The following is a 21,626-nucleotide window of genomic DNA, read 5'->3' as shown; positions in this document are numbered from 1 at the left end:
GTAAACTGGCGCCGTCGTTCGACGGATCGGCAGTGCGGTTAATGGAGCAAGAGAATGAGCGACGATCGTCCAAAGTTGGCCGAAGCATTAGCGGCATTCAGAGCGGTTTATGAGGACGCAGGGAAAACAGTTTCCGGCGTTGGGACAGTAATCGGCGGAAATGTGAACCACAACATAAACGTCGTCCCGGTTGGCAGAGGGCGTTTCGAGAACGCCTGCGCAATTAGAATGAGTTACGTCCTCAATGAAACCGGCTTCAAGATACCGTACACCAGCAGACAAACAGTTTCTGGCGCGAAGGGAAATTGGTATTTTTTCAGAGTTACGGCTTTGATCTCCTATCTGCAACAAACCTTCGGAGGGCCAGATCACACCTTTTCCGACCCCACTCCTGCAATGCTTTCCTCTCATAAGGGGATTTTAGTTTTCGAAGTCGATACGTGGAACGACGCAACAGGTCACGCGACGCTATGGGATGGAGCAGTCTGTTCAGATCAGTGCTATTTTCCCCTTTCGAAGAAGGCATACCTGTGGAAATTAACAGACTAGGCGTACTGGCCGCCTTTTGCGTCTTCGGCTCAACCATTGCAAGCGCCAACGATTCAAAAGAGCTGGAGTTGTTCAAGAACTTCACCCTATCCGTTTGTGTTGGTTCGGCATACCGCGATCCTGTTGTTCTGCAGGATGCAAACAATGCAGCCAATGCATACATGCAACAAGGAAACCTGGATCTTGATGTCTATGAAAAGACAAGGACATTGGTGGACACCTGGCTGGCCCGGCAGTATCGCAGCAAACATGGTGGTTCGCTTCAGCTCATGAAATGCATTGATTTGGTGAAATCAAATGAGCTTGAGCTCTTGTTCTCGGCGCAGTCGCCGTGCAATAGCCGTGAAGGCTGGCGGAACGAAGAGCATTTTCAGGAGTTCTGTTCTCCCAGAACTTCCACCGATGAAAAGAAAGGCGCTCGCGGCTCGTTAGGCGGGATTCGCACCCGCTAGAACACGCTACCTTACCAGTCCACGCTGTCCCTGGTTTCATCTGGTTTCCTGCAATGAACGACGGACGCCTGGTCGCATACGGAGAGCATCAGATGGTATTGACGCACTGGGGCCTCCTCGGCCCTGAATCCCTGCCAAGCTCGCGGCGCACGCGAACCCTTGGGCTCGGGGCCGCGGTGCGCGCCTTCAACAACCTGGCGGTTCCCGGTCTCGGCGGGATCTGGTACGCCAAACAGCCGATCCTCGCGCTGCTCGGCGTTCGGGTGGGAGAGCTGGCCAGGGCGAAGGGCGGCACGGCAGCCAACATCCAGGTCGCCAATGCCATCGAGGCCCTGGCCTGTCGGCTCGCCTTCCAGCAAAACGGCTGGTCCCAGGATGCACGTCTGCGCGGGCGGCAGAAACTGCGGGAGCGCACCGACTTCAGATTCAGGTCAGCCCGCAGCCCCAGCTTCTATGTCAGCCAGCCGATGCGCACGGCGAGCGTGCAGACCCTGCCAGCCTTGGGCCTGGTCGACGCCACCACCACCCGCTTCAACGGCTTCCGATGCACCGAGGCCGGGCAAGCCCTTCTGGACGCGGCGTTGCGCGGCAGCACTCCCTACAAGCGGTCGCTGGTCGATCACCTGGCATTGTGGGTACTCGGTCAGGACGACCGGGTGAACACCGACGCCCTGGCGCAGGGACTGTCTCCCCTCCGCGCGCTCCCCGCGCCGGCCCGGGAGTTGCTGCGGGACCGTCTCCTGCGCATTGGCCACGGAGAGACCTCAGATGATCGTGACCGGCGCCGGGATGCGCTCGACTGGGTGGAGTCGCGACGCAGCGATCCATCCTCCCCAGCTTCTTGGGAGACCAGACCCGACGCCATTCGCGTTGATGAGCATTGGTTGGATCTGCGTGCCGGCGCCCGGTTCTTTCTCGCCCGGGAGGCTGCTTTGACGGTGCTCGATGCCGTCGAGGCGCGGGTTCCCGAGCAGCGAGGCAGACCGCTGGATGCGAGCCTGCTCGCCGAGGTGGCGGGGCACATGGAGACATTGCGAACGGCGGCGCAGGCATTCCTGGACAACGGGCATCCGAACGCAATGGCCCGGACCTTCTGCCAGGAGTGCGTGACACCCGAGTCCGGGGCGCTGTTGACCAGCCTTATCGCGCGCGACGGGCGCGTGCTGCGTCTGCTGGGTGGGCTGGTGTGCCCGGGGCCGGCCTTCGTCGGCGTTGACGAGGCCGGGCAGGACGGCGCAGCGGAGACGGACGAAGTCGATACCCCCGTCGAGGGCGAGGCATGGCCCGACGGCGTCTCTCAGCGCATCCCCAATTTGTTTCTGCTGAACCTGGACTTGGACGACGCCCTCGGCGCCTGGCTGGACAGGGAAGATGGGGAGGCCGACCAATGAGCGATAGCTTTCCGTCCCTGGCCCAACACTTCGAGGCCCCCGCGGACTACCGGGCCGGGTTCGCCTGGCTCTGCGGCTACTCCGCCGACGCGGCCTTTCTCGACGACGCGCTGGAGCGCTTCACCAGGCTTACCTCGGCGCAAAGGGCTTACGAAGGGCGCATCTGGCTCGCCTTGATGCTCGACCACCGCCACCCGCCGATCGGCTTCGTGGACGCCCCTGGGGTCGTCCACTTGCCGATTCAGGACCCCGAGATTCGGGGCTTCCGGTTATTGCACGCCAAGGTCGCGCTGCTCGGCTTCCGCCACGACGAGGACCCGGAGCGCTGGTGGCTGCGCCTGATCGTCGCCACGGGCAATTGGACACGCCAGACCCTGGAGCAGAGCCTCGACCTCGCCTGGCGCATCGACCTGGAGAGCACCGACCTGGCCGCCGGCGGCCCGGCAGTGGAACTGGGCTGCGCGGACCTTGCCGCGGCCTGGAACCTGCTGAAATGGACCGGCAGGCACTTCGATCAAAGGCTTCTCGACGCCCAAGGTGACGGTCACCCGGCACGGCTGGCCAGGCGGGAACTGGAGCACTGGCTCGCCCAGTGCGAGAAGACCGCCGGGACGCGGGTGCCTCGCTTCCTCGACAACCGAACGTCATCGCTGTTCGATCGATTGGTCGGGCAGGTCCAGGCCCACGCCGGCGGCGTCCGCCGCAACTATCTGGCCATGGGCTCCGGCTTCTACGAGGCCCCGAGCGCAGACGGCAGCCCACCGGTCGTCCCCACCGCCATCCGCGATGGCCTGAGCAAGGCCGGTCTCCTGACCGCTAGCGCCGAGGTCGACCTGTTCGTCAATCCACTCGGCTGCCAGGGGATCGCCGCGGCCATCGCGCACGTCCGAGAGGCCGGTATCACGGTGCGCCCGGCCCGGGCCCCGGTTGGCCTCTACGGGGAGAATGCCGCGCGGTCACTCCATGCCAAGTTCCTGTTCAGCGCCAACTATCGGGAAGCATCCGAGAACTGTATCAGCCCCTGGGCCTACCTGGGATCGGGAAACCTGACCAACGCCGGCTTCATGCAGCGGGCCAGCCTGGCAGCCGGCAACCTCGAGGCCGGGGTGGTCTTCGCCCCGTCCGCGATGCCCTGGCAGGCCGGGACCAGCGAGCCGAGTCGCCCGGCCGTCGATACCCTGCTGCCGGCGCAATGGACGGACGAGTGCAAGGACGCGGGCGACGCGGCCGCCGGCGAGGGTCCGCCGGAGCGCGATGAAGAATACGTGGCGGGGCCCATCGCCTGGGTGACCTGGCAGGCGTGTGACGAAGGTGGGGTGCTGATCCCCAACGAGCCGGTCGCCGATGGGGGCGACGTCGTGGCACCGGACGGTGAACCTTGTACGCGGAAGGGCGAGGCCTTTCTGTGGTCCGACCCGCGCCCCCGCCAGGTCACGCTGCGCTGGCAGTCGGCGGACGGGGGCACCCGGCAGGGCCAGATCCCGGTCCTTGACGAGCTGGGGAGGGTCTGGGGAACCGCGCTGCCGGCCTTGGGCCTGGAAGGCGCGCGTGCCCAGTTGGCCAGTTTTCCACTCGCCCCGGACGTGGAGGCGGAGGACGAAGACGGATCGCCGCCAGACGACGACAACAACAGCGGCAGGAACGCTCGCGGTGTAGGGGACCAACCACAGGTCGGCACTTATCCCATCCGACAGATGATGGCCCTGATCGAGGACATCGCCGCACGGCAGGCCGTCACCCCCGCCCACGACTGGATCGCCTGGTGCGCACGGTTGGAGCAGACCCTGCAACAGACCGCCGGCGCGCCGGAGATTCAGGCATTCCTGGCCTTGGGCCTCAATCCCTTGAGCCCGTTGCGCGCCAGGCCCTTCCGGCCCAGTTTTGCGGAAACCGCGGACGAAGAGCCCGGGCGACTCTACGAGGCCCTGCTTGACCGGATCGAGCTGGCCTGGGGGGTCAAGGGTCTGGAATCCATTGGGGTGGAAGCATGAACTGGAACAAGGTAGCGACACGTCTTGACGATCTGGCTGCGATGGAGGACGCGGGCCGCGCCCCGGCGCTGTCGGCGACCTGGTGTCTCAACGACGGCCAGAAAGCCAGCCTCAGGGCCATCGCCGAGCGCCTGCCGGGCAACGGGGTGGTGATCGCCGACGAGGTGGGCATGGGCAAGACCCGCATCGCGGTGGCCGTGGCCCGCTCGGTGATCGACTGTGGCGGACGGGTGGCCGTGGTCGTGCCGCCGGGGCTTGGCTACCAGTGGCACGACGAGCTGCGGTGCGGTGGCGTCGAGGCCCCGCCGATCGTGCGCAGCCTCTGGCAATACCTGGCCGCCTGGGAGTCCGACGATCCGCTGGAGCACAGGCCCTGGGCCAGGGAGGCGGTGGTTCTGATTTCTCATGCTTTCACGAACTGGCGCCTGGGAGAGGCCAGTCAGGCTTGGCGCTGGGCCTTGCTGCCAGTGGTTTATGCCCATTGGCGCAGGGCACAGTCCGGTCGGTTCCCGCGTGGCTATTGGGACAATGACAATCAGGACTACCTGGACGATCCCTGGGTCCAACAGGCCGCCGAGAGTATCGTGGCAGCCGCCTGCGGCGACCTGGTTGACGCGGATTTACGGCAACGCCTCGATGAACTGGTCTTGGAGACACCCTGGCCTACCGCGCTGGATGCGGGGCAGTATGCTGCGAACGAGAACCTGCGCCCGTGGCTGGAACGGGCCGTCGGGCTCGGCCTCGGGCTCTTCGATCTGGTCATCATCGACGAGGCCCACAAGAGTCGCGGCGATGACAGCGGCCTGAGCCGACTGCTGGGCCAGGTGGTCCAGACCCGTCCCAGGGCGCGCCGTCTGGCGCTGACCGCCACCCCGGTGGAGTTGGACGCGGGCCAATGGGAGGGCACCCTGGAGCGCATCGGCGCCGGCGGGGATGGCCTGCGCGCGATCGTGGAGGGTTTCGCCGAGGCCGTTCGCCGCGTTCGTCGCAGCCCAACCGACGCCGAGGCCCGGCTGACCTATGCCGCGGCGGCGCGCACCTTCGAGCAGAGGCTCCGCCCCTGTCTGCTGCGTCGCGACAAGCGTGAGGACGCCGATGTCCAGCGATTCCAGCGCCACAGCGGGTTGCCCCTGAACGCCTATCGTGACCTGAGCCTCGAGATCGCCGTGGACCCGGCAGGGTTGAGCGGCCCATGGAAGCAATGCGTCTGCGCCGCGGAGGCCCTGTCCCTGGTGGCCAGCGACCGGGAGGACCCCGGGGCCAAGCGCCTGCGCCTGACGCTCGGCAACGGTCACGGGATTGCCGCGCTGATCGACGAGGTCACCCGGGACGCGGTGCGCGATGCGGAACAGGATCGCCACGACGGGATCGACCCTGCGCCGGAGGCAGAGCAGCACATCGGGGCCGGAGACAAGCGCACGGAGCGCGCCCGGTGGTGGCAGCAGGTCCTGGTGAACGCGGTTGGCGGCAGCGCGGCGCCCCTGTTCGACCACCCCGCGATCCTGGCGGCCGTCGACTCCATCGAGGAGGCCAATCGTCAGGGCGAGAAGGTTCTGGTCTTCGGGCGCTTCACGCGCCCGATGGAGGCCCTGGTAGACCTGCTCAATGCCCGTGAAATGCTGCGCTGTCTCGAACAGGGACGCCTGTGGTCGCAGTCCAAGGTTGCGGACGACGAGTGGCCGGCGGTGCAAGCCGCTCAGCGCCAGTTGGGGGCTGAGCAGGATAGGGACCGCGCCGCCCTTGATGCCCGCCTGGCCGAGCAGTACGCCGAGCTCGAGAGGCTTCGCGAGCGGCTGCGCGGCAACCTGATGGAACAGCTTCATCGGGGACTAAGCGGCCGTCCGGACGAGGACCGTCTGGCGCGATTGTTTGCCGCCTTCCGCCATTCGGAAGAGTCCGCCGGGAACAGCGCGTCGGAGCACGGGACGCTGGCCCAGGTGGTGCGGGCCATGCTGGAGATCCTGCCGGCGTCGCCGGAGCCCCATACCCCCACGCAACTGGCGGAGGCCTTTGGCGACCTCGTGGGCGCGCTGTGCGACCGTAACGAGGGGGACGCCAACGGGGACGAGGAGCTGGACCCGGATGAGGCCTCGGCACTCTGGGTACTCCTGGAGGAACGGCTGGCGGGGGAGTACGGACGCACCCGGGGGCGGTTCGCACGGCTGATGAACGGGGGCACCGCCGCGCACACGCGGCGCATGTTGCAGCTTGCCTTTAACCGCGTGCAAAGCTTTCCCCGGGTTCTGGTCGCCCAGTCCCTGGTCGGGCGCGAAGGGCTCAACCTGCATCAGGCCTGCCGTATCGTCGTGCTGCTGCACCCCGAGTGGAATCCGGGCGTGGTCGAGCAGCAGATCGGTCGGGTCGATCGGGTCGGCAGCCATTGGGCGCTCAGCCTGCGCAAGGCCATCGACGACGGTTGCGAGCCAGGGGCATTGCCGCGGATCGAGGTCCGCCCGGTGATCTTTCGCGGGACCTACGACGAGCAGAACTGGGCCGTGCTGCGCCGGCGTTGGGACGACCTGCGAGCCCAGCTCCACGGTGTGATCATCCCACCCGAGGAGGCGGCGACCTACGCCGGCCTGGGCGATCTGATCGCGCAGATCGAGGCTGCGGCCCCGAGCTTCTCGCCCCCCTAAGGCACCGCGATCTTGATCCGTCGCTCTCGTCAACGGGGTCGCGAGCACGCACGCGAGACCGAAGCAGATCTGGCTCGTTGTCGTTGTCGACGTTGCGGATCATCGATGACGACGACGATTACGATAACCAGCACGACTACGAACCGCGAGCCGCCCGCGTGCAGAAGCTGGTACCCTTCCCGCACGCTTGGTGAATCTTATCGGGCCGCGAGAGCAAGGCCCTGGAGCACTGCCATGGGCCGCGCGTGCCCCTTTCACGTCGAGCTCATCAAGCCATCCCATTACGACGACGACGGCTATGTGATCCAGTGGCTCAAGGCCTGGATACCGTCCAATTCGCTGGCGTCGCTGTACGGCCTGACGCTGGAGGCAGCGGAGCAGCAGGCGCTCGGCGCCGACGTGGACATCCGCGTGCAGGCCTACGACGAGACCAACACCGTCATCCCGGTCAAGCGCATCATCAAGCGCATGCAGAAGGCCGGCGGCGAGGGGCTGGTGTGCCTGGTGGGTGTGCAGTCGAACCAGTTTCCGCGCGCCATGGACATGGCGCGGGTCTTCCGCGCCGCCGGCCTGCAGGTGGCCATCGGCGGCTTCCACGTCAGCGGCTGTCTCGCGATGCTGCCCGCGCTGCCGGCGGACCTGCAAGAGGCGCTGGATCTGGGCATCACGCTCTTCGCCGGCGAGTCCGAAGGCCGCTTCATGGAGCTGCTGCGCGCGGCAAAGGAGCGGCGCATGGAGCCGCTCTACAACTACATGGACGACCTGCCGGACATGGCGGGCCAGCGCATGCCCTACCTGCCGCCCGAGGTGGCGCGGCGCTATGCGCCGATGCCGGGCACCTTCGATGCCGGCCGCGGCTGCCCGTTCCTGTGCAGCTTCTGCACCATCATCAATGTGCAGGGGCGGAAATCCCGCTACCGCAGCCCGGACGATATCGAACAGTTGCTCCGGGCCAACCTCGCTCACGGCATCCGGCACTACTTCATCACCGACGACAACTTCGCGCGCAACCGCAATTGGGAGCCCATTTTCGATCGCATCGCCGCGGTGCGCGAGGAGCTCGGCGTCAAGCTCAACTTCACCATCCAGGTGGACACCATGTGCCACACCCTGCCGGGCTTCGTGGACAAGGCGCGCAAGGCCGGCGTGTCGCGGGTGTTCATCGGGCTGGAGAACGTGAACCCGGACAACCTCAAGGCGGCCAACAAGAAGCAGAACAAGATCGCCAACTATCGCGACATGCTGATCGCCTGGCAGCAGAAGCGCGTGACGACCTATTGCGGCTACATCCTGGGCTTTCCGGGCGACACGCCGGAATCCATTGCCGCCGACATCGAGACCATCAAGCGCGAGTTGCCGCTCGACATCCTGGAGCTGTTCTGTCTGACCCCATTGCCGGGCTCGGCGGACCACAAGGCGCTGGTGGAGCAAGGCGTGCCGCTGGACCCGGACATGAACATCTATGACCTCGAGCACGTCTGCACCGCACACCCGAAGATGAGTAAAGAGCAGTGGCTCGGCGCTTATCGAGCCGCCTGGGACAGCTATTACTCGATGCAGCATCTGGAGACGCTCATGCGCCGGGCAGCGGCGTTCGGCCGCAACCCCAAGCGCGTCATGGAGATCGCGCTGGAGTTCTACGGCTGCCTCAAGTTCGAGCGCGTGCACCCGCTCCAGGGCGGCTTCGTGCGTCGCAAGATCCGCACCCAGCGCCGGCCCGGCTTGCCCATCGAGCACCCGCTGGTCTTCCACCCGCGCCGCGCCCGGGAGATTGCGAGCACCTACTCTCGGCTCTTCGTGTACGCGCTGCGCGTCTGGATGCTCTACAAGCGCATCCGCAAAGAGACGCAGAACGGTGCCGGCCTCGACTACCTGGACGACGCCATCCGCCCGAGCGCGCCCGAGGCGGCCAACGATGCCGAGCCGTTGGACCTCACCGGCGAGGCGGCGACGCCGATGCGCGCGGCGGCCGGGGGCTGACGCCGCCGTCGGCATGCCGAGGCCCGCGCGACCTCAGGGTGTGGGCCGACGGCGGGAGGACGCCCCTGCATCGGTCGGGAGCGGTGGCGTCGGGGGTAGGAGCGGTCGGGGCCCTTTTTCGCGAATACGCGAATGTTGCCGGTGCGGCTACCCGCCGCGCTTCTCCCGCCGCTGGAGCCACACCTCCAGCCCCTGCGCGTTGAGCTCCAGGTCCACGGCGAGTAGGTCCTGCATCTGCGCGTCCGTCAGCGCGCAACCGTGGGCGCGGGCGTCCGCGAGCAGGTGCGCGGTGACGGCCTGCTTGATGCGGTCCTTGCGCGCCGCGGCGGGCGCATCGGCGTGCGCCAGCGCGATGTCGGCGAGGTCTGTGATGCTCTGCCGGAGCTTGTCTGCGTGCGCCGCCGGGTCATCGATGCGGCAATAGTGGGTCAGGAAGGCGGCGCGGGGCGCATAGGCCAGCATGCGGTCCAGGCTCTGCTGCCAGGCGTCGGGGTCGAAGGCGACGGGCGTGGTGGGCGCGAACAGCCAGGGGCCGGCGGCGGTGTCGAAGTCGCGATAAGAAATCCCAAAGGTGTCGCCGGTGAAGAGCCCGCCCGAGCCCGCGTCGAAGATCGAGCCGTGGTGGTTCGCGTGGCCCGGCGTGTCGATGAAGGTGAGCGTGCGGCCGGCGAGGTCGAAGGTCTGGCCGTCCGCCGCCGCGACGACGCGCGACTCCGGCACCGGGGTGAGCGCGCCGAAATCCCGCGCGAAGGCCGCCTCGCCATAGACCGCCGTGGCACCGGCGGTGAGCTTGGCCGGGTCGATGAGATGCGGCGCGCCCTTGGGATGGGCGATCAGCATCGCATTGGCGCAGGCGGCCATCAACGCGCCGGCGCCGCCCGCGTGGTCGAGATGGACATGGGTCGGGATGACATAGTCCACGTGCGCCGGCGTCAGCCCCAGGGTATCGATCACGCCGAGCAGGCCCGGCACGGTGTTGGTGGTGCCGGTGTCGACGAAGGCGAGCCGGTCCTGCGCGCGGATCAGGTAGCAGGCGGCGAGGCCGTCGCGATAAAGGCCGGTCTCGATGCAGTAGACGCCGTCGGCGACGGTATGGAAGTGGGCGGTGGGCATGGGAACTGGAGTGGGCTGTCCGGGGGCTTGTGCCGTGCGCCGCGGGGCGCTCGAAGGCCGAGAGCCTAGCACTGTCCCCTCCTCGGTGCGCCGTCGCGGTGATGCGCCCGACAAGCGAGCGCCACGCCGGCTGGGGTTGCCGACGCGGCGCACACGGACCATGGGGCCGGGCGACGCCGCCCGGCCCGCGCCCGAGCTCAAACCCGGGCGGCAGCCCCGCGCAGCCGCGCCGCCAACAGCGGCAGGCCGGCCACGACGAGGAGCAGCGAGCCCGGCACCGGCACCATCGCGTCCCGCATCACGCCGAACACGGCGCTGTTCTCGATGTAGCGGCCGTCGTTGAAGCCGAGCACCGAGGCCAGATAGGGATCGAAGCCGAGTACGTGGTCATAGAACAGGTCGGAGCCTGCACCCTTGGCGAAGAACAGCGTGTTCTCGTTGGTGTGGGTACCGTAGTGCCATTGCACGCCGGGGAGGTTGCCCTGGCCGTTGTTCTGGATCGCCTGGAAGGGGTAGTCGTCGGAGTCAGGCCCCATCGGCATGGCGTTGCCGTGGTCGGTCAGCACGATCAAGAGCGTCTCCATCCAGTTGCTGTTGTCCTCGACCCAGTCGGTGGCGGCCTTCACCGCGGCATTGAAGTCCATCTGCTCTTCGATGATGCCCGCGGTGTCTCTGCCATGCGCGGCCCAGTCCACGGCGCCGCCCTCGATCATCACGAAAAGGCCGTCCGGGTCCTGCCCCAGGTAGTTGAGCGCCCCGCGGGTCATGGTCTCCAGGGTCGGTACGTTCGGATTGAACGCGACGCGACTCGGGGTGCTGAGGTCCGAACCCTGCACCGCCTCAGTCCGGCCGTACTGCAGGGTGCCGGAGACCTTCGGCACGCCAATGAACGGCTGACCGGTCAGCGCCAGGGTGCCGTCGGCCAGCGCATCGAAGTCGGCCTTGTCCTGAACGAACTGCCAGCCGGCGCTGCCGTCCGTCAACGAATCCCAGACGCTCTTGGCGATGTAGCCGCCGCCGGTGCCGGTCTCGTTGGCGTAGGCGGGCGTCGTGCGGGCGATGCCGTCGCCGTCGTAGAGCGGATTGCCGCCGCCCATGATCAGGTCCAGATCACCGCCGTTGACCATCTGCCGGCTGATCTCGCCGTAATGATTGCGACTGCTGTTCTGCGCACCGAAGGTGGCCGGCGTCGCGTGCGAGAAGGGCACACTGCTGACCGCACCCGTGCTCTTGCCCAGATCCTTCGCGATCTGCGAGATGAACTCCAGCGGCTGGCCGAAGTTGTCGAAGTTGATCGCGTTGTTGTAGGTCTTCTGCCCGGTCGCGAGCGCGGTGCCGGCGGCGGCGGAGTCCGTGTAGTCCTTCTTGAGGTACGTGTAGCCGGCGAAGTGGTCGCCGCCGCCGGTCGGCGTGTCGTCCCAGGCCTGGTACGGGTCGTAGTCCACCTGCGGCGTAGCATTGAAGGTCGGGGAGCTAGAGGTGTTTAGCGGCGTGGTGGTCATGCCGAGCTTGACCGGGAAACTGTCGTAGGGCTGCCTGCCGAGCTCGCCGTACTCGTAGTAGCTCGCCATGTCCCAGGTGCCCCAGGAGGCACCGTCGGTGATCATCAGAATGACGTTCTTGGCCGGACCGGCCTCGGCGGACAGCGCCGCAAAGAGCAGCGCGGACGCACAGGCCGTGGCCCAGCCCCGGTGAAAGGTGGTGGACTGCATGGAAGACTCCAGGAGAGCATGGTTGGAAACAACGGCGCGGCCCGGAGGTTCGGCCGCGAGGCGCCTAGAACGGCGACCGCCGACATTCTGGAATGCGCAGGTTTCGGTCCGATGAATCCCTTATGAATACTGCGTGAATAAACCAACCGAGACGCGAGGATACTGAGCTTCCCCCCGGCGGCTCCCGGCCTCTGTCAACGCAAAGGCTTGGCTTGCGGCGGCGCAGACCGAACGTCGTCGACGTAACACTGGACAAAGGCGTGTCCGAACCCGTTGGACACGTTTTAGGCTGTTTCGCCGACCGGCCCAACCAGCCGACAGCAAGCCCCACATGGCCGACATCAACACCAGGCTCGTCGACATCATCGCGCTCGAATGGCTCGTCGTCGCCGCCGCGCTCCTGGGCTTCGGCAGCGTGCTCGGCGTGCGCGCGCGCCGGCGCCGACGGCGCCCGCCACCGCACGCGCCGGACGCCACCGTCACGCACTGGCACAGCCTCGACACCGACAAGGCGCTGCAACGGCTGGACGCAGGCCCCACTGGGCTGAGCCAAGGGGAGGCCCGCGCCCGCCTCGCCGAGCACGGTCCGAACCGCCTGCCGGAGGCCGAGCAGCGCGGCGCGCTGATGCGCTTCCTGGCGCAGTTCCACAACGTGCTGATCTACGTGCTGCTGGCGGCGGGGCTCGTGACGGCGCTGTTGCAGCATTGGCTCGACGCCGGCGTGATCCTCGGCGTGGTGCTGATCAACGCCGCCATCGGCTTCGTGCAGGAGGGCAAGGCGGAGGACGCGCTGCGCGCCATTCGCGCCATGCTGTCGCCGCAGGCCATGGCATGGCGCGACGGGCGGCTCGTCACCGTGGACGCCGCGGAGCTGGTGCCGGGCGATGTCGTCACGCTGCAGTCCGGCGACAAGGTGCCCGCGGATCTGCGCCTGTTGCGCGGCAAGGGGCTGCAGATCGACGAGGCGCCACTCACCGGCGAGTCCCTGCCCGTGGACAAGGGCGCGGCGGCGCAGGCCGCCGACACGCCGCTCGCGGATCGCCGGTCCATGGCCTACTCCGGCACGCTGGTGACCCATGGCCAGGGCACCGGGCTCGTGGTGGCCACCGGCGCCGACACCGAGATCGGGCGCATCAGCGCGCTGGTCGCCAACGTCGAGCAATTGACGACGCCGCTGCTGCGGCAGATGGCGCAGTTCGGCCGCTGGCTCACGGCCGCGATCCTGCTGCTCGCCGCTGCCGGCTTCGCGTTCGGCATGCTGGTGCGGGGCTACAACGCGAGCGACATGTTCCTCGCCGCCGTCGGCCTCGCCGTGGCCGCCATCCCCGAGGGGCTGCCGGCCATCATGAACAGCGCCGGCATCCGCGTGAAGATGATCACCGGCGACGATGCCGCTTGGGGAGCACGGGGCCAAGCAAAGGGCCGAGGGCCAAGGGCCAAGGCGCCCTCCTCGGCCCTCGGCCCTCGGCCCTCGGCTCCGATCCACCGAGCATGAGCCAGCACGGCGATGAAACCACGCCATATCTTGTCCGTAGACCAAGGCACCACCGGCACCACGGTGCTGGTGTTCGACCACGCGGGCCAGGTGCGGGGCCGCGCCTACTCGGAGTTCACGCAGCACTATCCGCGCCCGGGCTGGGTGGAGCACGATGCCGAGGAGATCCTGCTCGTGTCGCTCAAGGCCATGGCCGACGCGCTGCGCGACGCGGCCGTGCGCCCGGACGACCTCGCCGCCATCGGCATCACCAACCAGCGCGAGACCGTCGTGGTCTGGGAGCGCGCGAGCGGCAAGCCCGTCGGCCGCGCCATCGTCTGGCAGGACCGGCGCACGGCGCGCTATTGCGACGAGCTGCGCGCCGCGGGCCTGGAGGACATGATCCGCGCCAAGACCGGGCTCGTCATCGACCCCTACTTTTCCGCCACCAAGCTGAAATGGCTGTTGGACAACACACCGGGGCTGCGCGAGCGTGCGGCGCGCGGGGAGGTCTGCTTCGGCACCATCGACGCCTGGCTCCTGTTCCGGCTCACCGGCGGCAAGGCGCACGTCACGGACTACTCCAACGCGTCGCGCACCCTGCTCTACGACATCCGCGCGCTGGCCTGGGACCGGGAGCTGCTGCGGCTGTTCGACGTGCCGGCGGCGATGCTGCCCGAGGTGCGGCCGTCGTCCGCCATCTACGGCGAGACCGATCCGCAGCTCTTCTTCGGCACCCGGCCGATCCCGCTGGCCGGCATCGCCGGCGACCAGCAGGCGGCGCTGTTCGGCCAGGCCTGCCACGGCCCGGGCATGGCGAAGAACACCTACGGCACCGGCTCCTTCGTGCTGATGAACACGGGCACGGAGGCCGTCGCGAGCAACGAAAAGCTGCTCACCACCATCGCCTGGGGGCTCGGCGAAGAGCCCGTGCAATACGCGCTGGAGGGGGCGATCTTCGTCACCGGCGCGGCGGTGCAATGGCTGCGCGATGGGCTCGGCATCATCGCTCACGCGGCGGAGACGGGCGAGCTCGCCGGCAGCGTCGCACACAACGAGGGCGTCTACTTCGTGCCCGCGCTGACCGGGCTCGGCGCACCCCACTGGGACCCGTACGCCCGCGGGCTCCTCATCGGCCTCACCCGCGGCACCGGCAAGGGCCACATCGCCAGGGCGGCGCTGGAGAGCATGGCCTACCAGACCCGCGACGTCATCGAGGCGATGCAGCGCGACTCCGGCATCACGCTCGCGGAGCTGCGCTGCGACGGCGGCGCGTCGGTGAACCCGGTGCTGATGCAGTTCCAGGCTGACATCCTGGGCAGCAGCGTGGTGGTGCCGAGCATCGTCGAGACCACGGCCCTCGGCGCCGCCTATCTCGCGGGGCTCGCGGTGGGCTTCTGGGAGGGCACCGCGGAGATCGCGGACAAGTGGGCGCTCGACAACCGCTACCGCGCCCACATGGATGCACCGGAGCGGGAACGGCTGTTCCGCCGCTGGCAGAAGGCCGTGGAGCTGGCGAAGGGCTGGGCGCTGGATGATGATTAGGGTTTAGCCCCTAGCCCCTAGCCCCTAGCCCCTGAAAATGCGTATTCACGTCCTGCAGCACGTCCCCTTCGAGGGTCCGGCCGCCATCGCGGATTGGGCCGAGCGCCGCGGTCATCCGGTCGCCGTGAGTCATCTCTACCTCGGCGATGCACTGCCGGCCACGCCGGACTTCGACCGGCTCGTGGTCATGGGCGGACCCATGAGCGTCGGCGATACCGAGGAGCACCCCTGGCTCGCGGCGGAGCAGGCCTGCATCGCGGCGGCCGTCGCCGCCGGCAAGTCCGTCGTCGGCGTCTGCCTGGGCGCGCAGCTCATCGCCGCCGCCCTGGGTGCCCGGGTGTATCGCAACGCGCAGAAGGAGATCGGCTGGTTTCCGATCGAGCTGACCGCGCCCGCGCAGACGCTCGATATCTGCGACGGCCTGCCGGCCACGCAGACGGTCTTCCACTGGCACGGCGACACCTTCGACCTGCCGACAGGTGCCGTGCACCTTGCCGCAAGCGCGGCCTGCGCGCACCAGGCCTTCCTGCTGGATGGCCGGGTGCTGGGCCTGCAATTCCACCTGGAGTCCACGCCCGCCAGCGTCGCGGCCATCTGCGAGGCCTGTGCCGACGACATCGTGCCGGCCGCTTGGGTGCAGACCGCGGCCGAGATGCGCGCCGCCGCCCCCGCGCTCTACGCCGGCCTCCGCCGCACGCTGGACGTGCTGCTCGACCGCCTGCCCGCCGGGCGCCCCGCGGCATGACCAGGAAGCCTGGAGCTGATGCTTCGCCCCCGAAGCTCGCGCCGCCTGCGCGCCCGACAAGCTTGTCCGCGCATGACACGACGAAACACGCAAAAAGCGCGAAAGGGCCGAAGCCGGTCGACAATCCCTCCCTTTTCGCGTGTTTCGTGTATTTCGAAGTCCAAGCATTCTTTGATTGCTCCCGCTTCGCCTTGCCGGTCAAGCACCGCACCGCTACGCTTTGGAAACACGCGCACCGATAGAGCCAACCCATGCAAGCCTCCGCCCCGCAGGCCCCGCAGCGCCATCCGATCACCGTGCAGGAGTTTTTCCGCATGGGCGAGACCGGCGTGCTCGCCCCGGATGCCCGCATCGAGCTCATCGAAGGAGAGCTGATCGACATGCCGCCCATCGGACCGCCCCACGCCAGCCGGATCGCGCAACTCAATGAACTGTTGGTCGAGGCGACACGCGGCCGTGCCGCTGTGTGGCCGCAAAACCCGATCCTGCTCGGTGATCTCAGCGCCCCGCAGCCCGATATCGCCTTGCTCAAGCGCCGGGATGACTTCTACGCGCACGGGCATCCCCAGCCTGAAGACGTGCTACTGCTGGGGGAAGTCGCCGACTCCAGCCTCGCCTTCGACCGTGACCGCAAGCTCCCCCTCTACGCGCGCTTCGGCATCCCCGAGGTCTGGCTCGTGAACATCCCCGGCCGCACCGTGATCGTCCACCGCAACCCGCGGCCGGAACAGGGCAGCTACGCGACGCAATTTCCGCTGGAGCCACCCGGCCTGATCCGGCCAGTGCTGCTGCCGGACATCGAGCTGGACCTGTCGCCGCTGCTCTGAGCCGAGGCGCACCGACCCCGCCGCGGACAGGGGCGGCACCAGGCACCGTCGAGCACCGATCAGCTTGCCGACGCAACGGCGAGGCGTTAGCCTCCACCGAAACACGCATCCGCCGGACCGAAACCGATGCAAGCTACCGCCCCCCTGCTCCCCCAACGTCACGCGATCACCGTGGAAGAGTTCTTCCGCATGGGCGAGATCGGCGTGTTCGAGCCCGAGGCACGGATCGAGCTGATCGACGGAGAACTGATCGACATGCCCCCCATCGGACCACCCCACGCCAGCCGTACCAAACGCGTCAGCAAGCTCCTCCATCGCGGTGTCGGCGACAGTGCCATTGTTTCCACCCAAGATCCGATTATCCTCGGCGACCTGAACGCCCCGCAGCCGGACATCGCCCTGCTCAAGCCCAGGGACGACTTCTACGAGACCCGGCACCCGCACCCGGACGACATCCTCCTCCTGGTGGAGGTCGCCGACACCAGCCTCGCCCACGACCGCGACCGCAAGCTCCCCCTCTACGCCCGCTTCGCCGTCCCCGAGGTCTGGCTCATCGACATCGCCGGCCGCTCGGTAACCATCCACCGCGATCCGCAACCGCAACAGGGCAGCTACGCAACAAGTTTCCCGCTGAAAGCACCCGGTCTGATCCGGCCGGTGCTGCTGCCGGACGTGGAGCTGGACCTGGCGCCGCTGCTCTAAGACTCACTGCGCGCAGGCCTCATCGCGCCAGCCGGCGACTGTGCTCACCAACGGCGGCAACGACCCGGAGCGACCCTGACCCGATCGGGGCGCCGGGAAATCTGCCGGACAGCATCGAGGACGACGTGCTCGTGACACCGCTCTGCGGTGTCACACATCGCTTGGCGCTCCGCGCCTTGAGGGCGGTCAGCGCGCCGGGCCGCGCGATTCGCGGCGATCCCGAGGTCGACCGGGTGACATTGCCGGAGCGGTGTCGCTGCAAATTCGAGAGCGACCATGCCGGTCTCTACTCCGGCGAGTCAGCCATCCTCGCCGGCAAAGACCTCATCCAGGGTGCGGGCGTCGAGCACACGCTGCCCCCAGGCGACGAGCTGATCGGCATCGGCCTGATCCAGGCGATCGAGGATGGGTTCAGGCAGCGGGCCGAAGCGCTGCTCCAGTAGTCCGCGCACCACCAGGCCGGCACCCGCGACCTTGCCGCGGGCCTCGCCGCGGCGTTCGACAAAGCTCATGTAAGGCATTTTCAAGCCCTCCTCGATCTGGAAGATCGCATCGGTGTAGCGCAGCTCCAGGTCCGCCGGCAGCGCCAGCGCCCAATCGATGAAGCGGTACAGGTCGATGATGCGCTGCTTGGTCAGGCCGCGCTCGTAGAGCTTGCGCGTCAGCGCCAGCTTGCGAGCATAGCGCCCCTGGGCATCGCCGCGCGTCGCCTGCGCCGCAAGGTGGGCGAGCACGACCGTCGCAAAGGGGTTGGTGTCGGCCTCGAGCGCCGCCTCCCGGCCGGCATAGTCCAACAGCTTCACGCTCGGAAAGCTCAAGCCCAGCCGGCTGCCCCAGCGGCCCACCTCGAAACCGCGCGGGCGCCAGCCCGGCGCGGCGTCGGCCAGCACCGCCAGGCTCGCGATGTCGCGCGCATAGCGGTCGAAGAGCCGATAGGCGTAGACGAACATGCGCCGCTCGAAGCCCGCCTCTTGCGAGCCCTGCACCTCGATGTGCACCAGCACCCACTCCTCGCTGCCGTCGATCAGGTAGACCTTCAGCAGCTTGTCGGCGAAGCGCCGCCCCAGCTCCGCGTCCTGCACCACCTGCGCCAGCTCCTTGTCCAGCGTCTCGAAGCCGCGCGACCAGTCGATCTCGGCGGCGGCACCCGGGAAGAAGAAGACCATGAAGTCCGGGAAGTAGCCGTCCAGGATGTCCTTCCAGGGGCTGTCGAAGTCGTCGGGCATGGCGGAGCCTGCGGTTGTTGGCGCTGTTCGACCCTAGGCGGCGAGGAACGCGCGGTCAAGCGTCCAGTACCGCCAAGCCGCGGCGATACGGAGCCAGGTCGGCCGCTTGCCCGGGGCCGACGACGGCGCGCCGCGGCCCTTCGAGCGCGTCATCGAGTTGCGCGGCGCCTCCCACAGCGGCAAGACTTACCTGCTGCAAGCGGCGGCCCTGGCCGCGGCCGACCAGGGCCATGCCCTGGTCCACGCCGTGCTCGACACCGACGCCACCAACCCGGACGGCGTCGCCTTGGGCGCCTACGCCGACAAGCTGCTGACCCAGCTCCGCCAGGATCGCACCCCGCGCCAGCAGCGCCGGGCGCGGCTCTTGGAGTCCCCGCTGGCGGACGCCGTGGTCAACGTCCAGCTCCAGCCCACCGGCTGGGACACCGGGAGGAGGCGCTGGCCGATCTGGAGAAGGCGCTGTCCATCTTTCGCGCGGCCTTGCCGCCAGGCCATCCCCGGATCGCAGAGGCGGAAGCGAACCTGCAAAACGCGCGCGGGGACAGCGGCCCACGGCCGGACGCCGATTCTTGATCGTCACGGCGCCCCCAAAGAGGAACTATGAAACAGGCGAAAAGCGCGAACAGGCCGGAAACCATCGCAGTTGCGTCCGCTTTTCGCGTGTTTCGTGTGTTTCGTAGTCCAAAAATCACTGGCGCTCGGCCAAGTCGTCGCGCAACGCCATGGCCTGCTCGTGGCGCTCGCCGGCGTCCGCATCGACGCTGTAGATCAGGATGTTGGTGTCGATGCTGAAGCGATCCGGCATCGGCATCAGCGCTCGTGGAGCTCGTCGCGGTTGGCGCGCAGGCCACCGAGCGCGTAGCCGCGTTGGATGCGCGCGCGCAGCCGCTCGCGGGCGGCGCGCTGGGCGTCCGACAGCTCGGTGGTTGCGGCGATGGGCGACAGCCGGGCGATGGGCTTGCCGCGGCGGGTGATGACGACTTCGGCGCCGGCTTCGACGCGCTCCAGATAGCGGGAGAGGTGCTGGTTGGCCTCGCGGACGGAAACAACGTCTTGCATGGCTGAGAGTTTGTGAAAAAATCCTTTTCTCGCCGGCATCTCAGAAAATTGCCATTTATAAAGCAGGGACTTACGGAGACGGATTCTTTCGGCTGCCGGTTTTTTCACAGCCTCTGAGCCCTTGCGGGATGTTCTACATGCGCCGAGGCTAGTGCACCGCCGTCGGATCGGCAACGCAGCGGCCCGTATCTGCGATACGTCGCCAGCCTTGAACCTGTCCAGCCGACCGGCGCGGCCGTTCAGAGCCGGATACTATGGACCCGGACAACAGCGACGACACGGACAGAGCACCGGCATGCGAAGCCCCCTCCACCCCGCGGTGACTGCCGCATGAGCACCGAGCCCGCCCGCTGCCCTTGGTGCGGCACCGACCCGCTCTATGTCGCCTACCACGACACGGAGTGGGGCGTGCCGCTGCACGACGAGCGCGCACTGTTCGAGCTGCTGATCCTGGAGGGCGCCCAGGCGGGCCTGAGCTGGCTGACGGTGCTGCGCCGGCGCGAGGGCTATCGGAGCGCCTTCCACGGCTTCGACGCAGAGCGCATCGCGGCCTATGGCGATGCGGACAAGGCCCGGTTGCTCGCCGACCCCGGCATCATCCGCAACCGCGCCAAGGTGGATGCGGCCATCGGCAATGCGCAGGCGCTGCTGCGGCTGTGGGACGCCGGCACGACGCTCGCGGACACGCTCTGGCGCCACGTCGATGGCGTGCCGCGCCGCAACGCCTTTGGTCGCCTGGAGGACGTGCCCGCCGAAACGCCGGCATCGCAGGCCATGAGCCGGGAGCTGAGGCGGCTCGGGTTTAGGTTCGTCGGCCCCACCATCTGTTACGCGCTGATGCAGTCGGCGGGCCTGGTCGATGACCATCTGACCGGCTGCTTTCGGCACGGCGCCGCGGCTGGATAGCACGCGCCGCGACGCAGCGTCGGTCGCGACGCCCGGCCGGGGTTGCGGAACATGGCGCTTCCCCGGCAGCCTAACCCGGCACCGAACGCGACCGCGCAGCGCGGCCGCCGCCGGCGCCTGATTTCGGTTACGCCGATGCCGAAAGCGGCAACAATGACAACGATTTGACAACGACAGCTTTCGCTCGACGCCCCGCCACTGCAACAGCCGACCCATCCCATGCAGCCACGCACCCGACTGATCATCACCTACGCCGCCACCTTCCTCGCCGGTCTGCTGACCGGCGCCACGGTGCTCTCCGACGTGCTCCGCCCCCCGCCCGAGTCGCCGCCCGCGCCCGCACCGACCGCCGCGGTGCCGGCCGAGCCGCCGCTCAACATCGCGAGCGTCGAGACCGCGCCGCCGGCGCCGGCCGAGCCGCCCGCACCCGAGCCGACGCCGGTCGCGCCGCCGCCGGCCACCCCGGCCGTGTCACCGGAGGTCACAGACGAGCTCGCCGAGCGGATCTCAGAGCTGAGCAACGGCTGGGGCCGCATGCAGGCGGAGCTGGCGGAGCTGCGCCACCGCGTCGCACTGGTGGAGCAGCGCGAGCCCGCGGGGGACAGCACAGCGGCAACGGAGCCGCGGCGCCGCGGCCCGGCGACGCCCGCCGAGCAGCGCGACGCCCTGCTCCGCGCCGGCGTGACGCCGGAGCTGGCCGACGACCTGCTGTGGCGGCGCTCACAGGTCGCGCTGGCGCGGCTCGAGCTGCGCGACGAGGCCGCCCGCGAGGGCTGGCTCGGCACCGCGCGCTATCGCGAGGAGATCGGGCGGCTGAACGAGGAGCAGGTGTCCATCGAGGACGAGGTCGGCAGCGACGCCTACGACCGTTACCTGTTCGCCACCGGCCAGCCGAACCGCGTCGCCGTGGACTCGGTGCTGCCCGGCTCCGCCGGCGAGGAGAGCGGGCTCATGACCGGCGACGTCATCGAGCGCTACGGCGATACGCCGGTGCTCGACTTCGAGGACCTGCGCGCCGCCACCAGCACGGGCGTCCGCGGCGAGCTGGTGCCCGTCAGCGTGGTCCGCGCCGGGCAGCGGATGGAGGTCTGGCTGCCCCGCGGCCCCATTGGCATCGGCCTGGACGCGACGCGGCTCGACCCGAACGGCTGAGCCTCTTTGAGACATCCCGAAACCGCCCGCGGACGCCCGGCGAGCCGCCCGCCGGGCGCCACCAATTTCCGGGTTGAATGCTAGGTTTTCGCCTGCACATGACCGGTTAGCAGTTGTCATGGCAGCAGCCACGGCCAAACCACTCGCCCCTTACCCTCAGGTCAAC

17 protein-coding genes and 1 pseudogene are annotated in these 21,626 nt (G+C 68.2%); 14 read left to right on the top strand and 4 right to left on the bottom strand.

The window, feature by feature from the left end:
- The first annotated feature begins 54 nt into the window (after window positions 1-54).
- The 6 genes from ML01_RS27130 (at window position 55) to ML01_RS10565 (ending at window position 8,999) form a co-directional block, all read left to right on the top strand.
- Entirely contained in the window at window positions 55-549 is a 495-nt protein-coding gene (locus ML01_RS27130; RefSeq protein ID WP_082674149.1) for a type VI secretion system amidase effector protein Tae4, read from the top strand.
- On the top strand, window positions 531-1,001 hold the full coding sequence (locus ML01_RS27125) for a T6SS amidase immunity protein Tai4 family protein (RefSeq protein ID WP_162267996.1): 471 nt from the start codon (window positions 531-533) through the stop codon (window positions 999-1,001). The genes ML01_RS27130 and ML01_RS27125 overlap by 19 nt, the downstream gene beginning before the upstream one ends.
- 53 nt (window positions 1,002-1,054) lie before the next feature.
- A complete protein-coding gene (locus ML01_RS10580) occupies window positions 1,055-2,392 on the top strand; it encodes a hypothetical protein (protein WP_162267995.1) in 1,338 nt (445 codons plus the stop codon).
- Window positions 2,389-4,383 carry a hypothetical protein gene (locus ML01_RS10575; RefSeq protein WP_058555361.1) on the top strand — a complete coding sequence of 665 codons (1,995 nt, stop codon included), beginning with the start codon at window positions 2,389-2,391 and terminating at the stop codon, window positions 4,381-4,383. The genes ML01_RS10580 and ML01_RS10575 overlap by 4 nt, the downstream gene beginning before the upstream one ends.
- Window positions 4,380-7,019: a helicase-related protein gene (locus tag ML01_RS30155; protein WP_156427646.1), complete on the top strand. Its 2,640-nt coding sequence runs from the start codon at window positions 4,380-4,382 to the stop codon at window positions 7,017-7,019. The genes ML01_RS10575 and ML01_RS30155 overlap by 4 nt, the downstream gene beginning before the upstream one ends.
- A 234-nt stretch (window positions 7,020-7,253) precedes the next feature.
- Entirely contained in the window at window positions 7,254-8,999 is a 1,746-nt protein-coding gene (locus ML01_RS10565) for a radical SAM protein (protein WP_082674147.1), read from the top strand.
- Between the two features lie 147 nt (window positions 9,000-9,146).
- On the opposite strand, the gene ML01_RS10560 is transcribed toward ML01_RS10565, so the two are convergent.
- Both ML01_RS10560 and ML01_RS10555 read right to left on the bottom strand, forming a co-directional pair.
- A complete protein-coding gene (locus tag ML01_RS10560; RefSeq protein ID WP_058555360.1) occupies window positions 9,147-10,112 on the bottom strand; it encodes an MBL fold metallo-hydrolase in 966 nt (321 codons plus the stop codon).
- Window positions 10,113-10,309: 197 nt separating this feature from the next.
- On the bottom strand, window positions 10,310-11,824 hold the full coding sequence (locus ML01_RS10555) for an alkaline phosphatase (RefSeq protein ID WP_058555359.1): 1,515 nt from the start codon (window positions 11,822-11,824) through the stop codon (window positions 10,310-10,312).
- A 331-nt stretch (window positions 11,825-12,155) separates the two neighbouring features.
- On the opposite strand from ML01_RS10555, the pseudogene ML01_RS10550 reads away from it, so the two are divergent.
- From ML01_RS10550 to ML01_RS10530, 5 genes and pseudogenes are all read left to right on the top strand, one after another.
- Window positions 12,156-13,172, top strand: a pseudogene (locus tag ML01_RS10550) (HAD-IC family P-type ATPase); the annotation flags it as partial.
- A 159-nt stretch (window positions 13,173-13,331) separates the two neighbouring features.
- Window positions 13,332-14,843, top strand: a complete 1,512-nt coding sequence (gene glpK, locus ML01_RS10545; RefSeq protein WP_058555358.1) for a glycerol kinase GlpK — start codon at window positions 13,332-13,334, stop codon at window positions 14,841-14,843.
- 37 nt (window positions 14,844-14,880) lie between these two features.
- Window positions 14,881-15,588 (top strand): type 1 glutamine amidotransferase, encoded by a 708-nt coding sequence (locus ML01_RS10540; protein WP_058555357.1) that lies wholly within the window; start codon window positions 14,881-14,883, stop codon window positions 15,586-15,588.
- A gap of 251 nt (window positions 15,589-15,839) precedes the next feature.
- Window positions 15,840-16,415 (top strand): Uma2 family endonuclease, encoded by a 576-nt coding sequence (locus ML01_RS10535; RefSeq protein ID WP_058555356.1) that lies wholly within the window; start codon window positions 15,840-15,842, stop codon window positions 16,413-16,415.
- A 126-nt stretch (window positions 16,416-16,541) separates the two neighbouring features.
- Window positions 16,542-17,117, top strand: a complete 576-nt coding sequence (locus tag ML01_RS10530) for a Uma2 family endonuclease (protein WP_058555355.1) — start codon at window positions 16,542-16,544, stop codon at window positions 17,115-17,117.
- 299 nt (window positions 17,118-17,416) lie between these two features.
- On the opposite strand, the gene ML01_RS10525 is transcribed toward ML01_RS10530, so the two are convergent.
- Window positions 17,417-18,343 carry a hypothetical protein gene (locus ML01_RS10525; protein WP_058555354.1) on the bottom strand — a complete coding sequence of 309 codons (927 nt, stop codon included), beginning with the start codon at window positions 18,341-18,343 and terminating at the stop codon, window positions 17,417-17,419.
- Between the two features lie 106 nt (window positions 18,344-18,449).
- Between ML01_RS10525 and ML01_RS10520 the strand changes: the two genes are divergently transcribed.
- The gene (locus tag ML01_RS10520) at window positions 18,450-18,947 is read left to right on the top strand and encodes a hypothetical protein (protein WP_058555353.1); all 498 of its coding nucleotides are present in this window, start codon (window positions 18,450-18,452) and stop codon (window positions 18,945-18,947) included.
- A 206-nt stretch (window positions 18,948-19,153) separates the two neighbouring features.
- On the opposite strand, the gene ML01_RS10515 is transcribed toward ML01_RS10520, so the two are convergent.
- A complete protein-coding gene (locus ML01_RS10515; RefSeq protein WP_058555352.1) occupies window positions 19,154-19,402 on the bottom strand; it encodes a type II toxin-antitoxin system Phd/YefM family antitoxin in 249 nt (82 codons plus the stop codon).
- A gap of 330 nt (window positions 19,403-19,732) precedes the next feature.
- Between ML01_RS10515 and ML01_RS10510 the strand changes: the two genes are divergently transcribed.
- Both ML01_RS10510 and ML01_RS10505 read left to right on the top strand, forming a co-directional pair.
- The gene (locus ML01_RS10510) at window positions 19,733-20,308 is read left to right on the top strand and encodes a DNA-3-methyladenine glycosylase I (protein ID WP_058555351.1); all 576 of its coding nucleotides are present in this window, start codon (window positions 19,733-19,735) and stop codon (window positions 20,306-20,308) included.
- A 219-nt stretch (window positions 20,309-20,527) separates the two neighbouring features.
- Window positions 20,528-21,460 (top strand): PDZ domain-containing protein, encoded by a 933-nt coding sequence (locus ML01_RS10505; RefSeq protein WP_058555350.1) that lies wholly within the window; start codon window positions 20,528-20,530, stop codon window positions 21,458-21,460.
- The last annotated feature ends 166 nt before the right edge of the window (window positions 21,461-21,626 follow it).

Source organism: Thiohalocapsa sp. ML1 (genome assembly GCF_001469165.1).
In the GTDB taxonomy this organism is placed as follows: domain Bacteria; phylum Pseudomonadota; class Gammaproteobacteria; order Chromatiales; family Chromatiaceae; genus Thiohalocapsa.
This window is presented reverse-complemented; position numbering and strand designations above follow the sequence as displayed.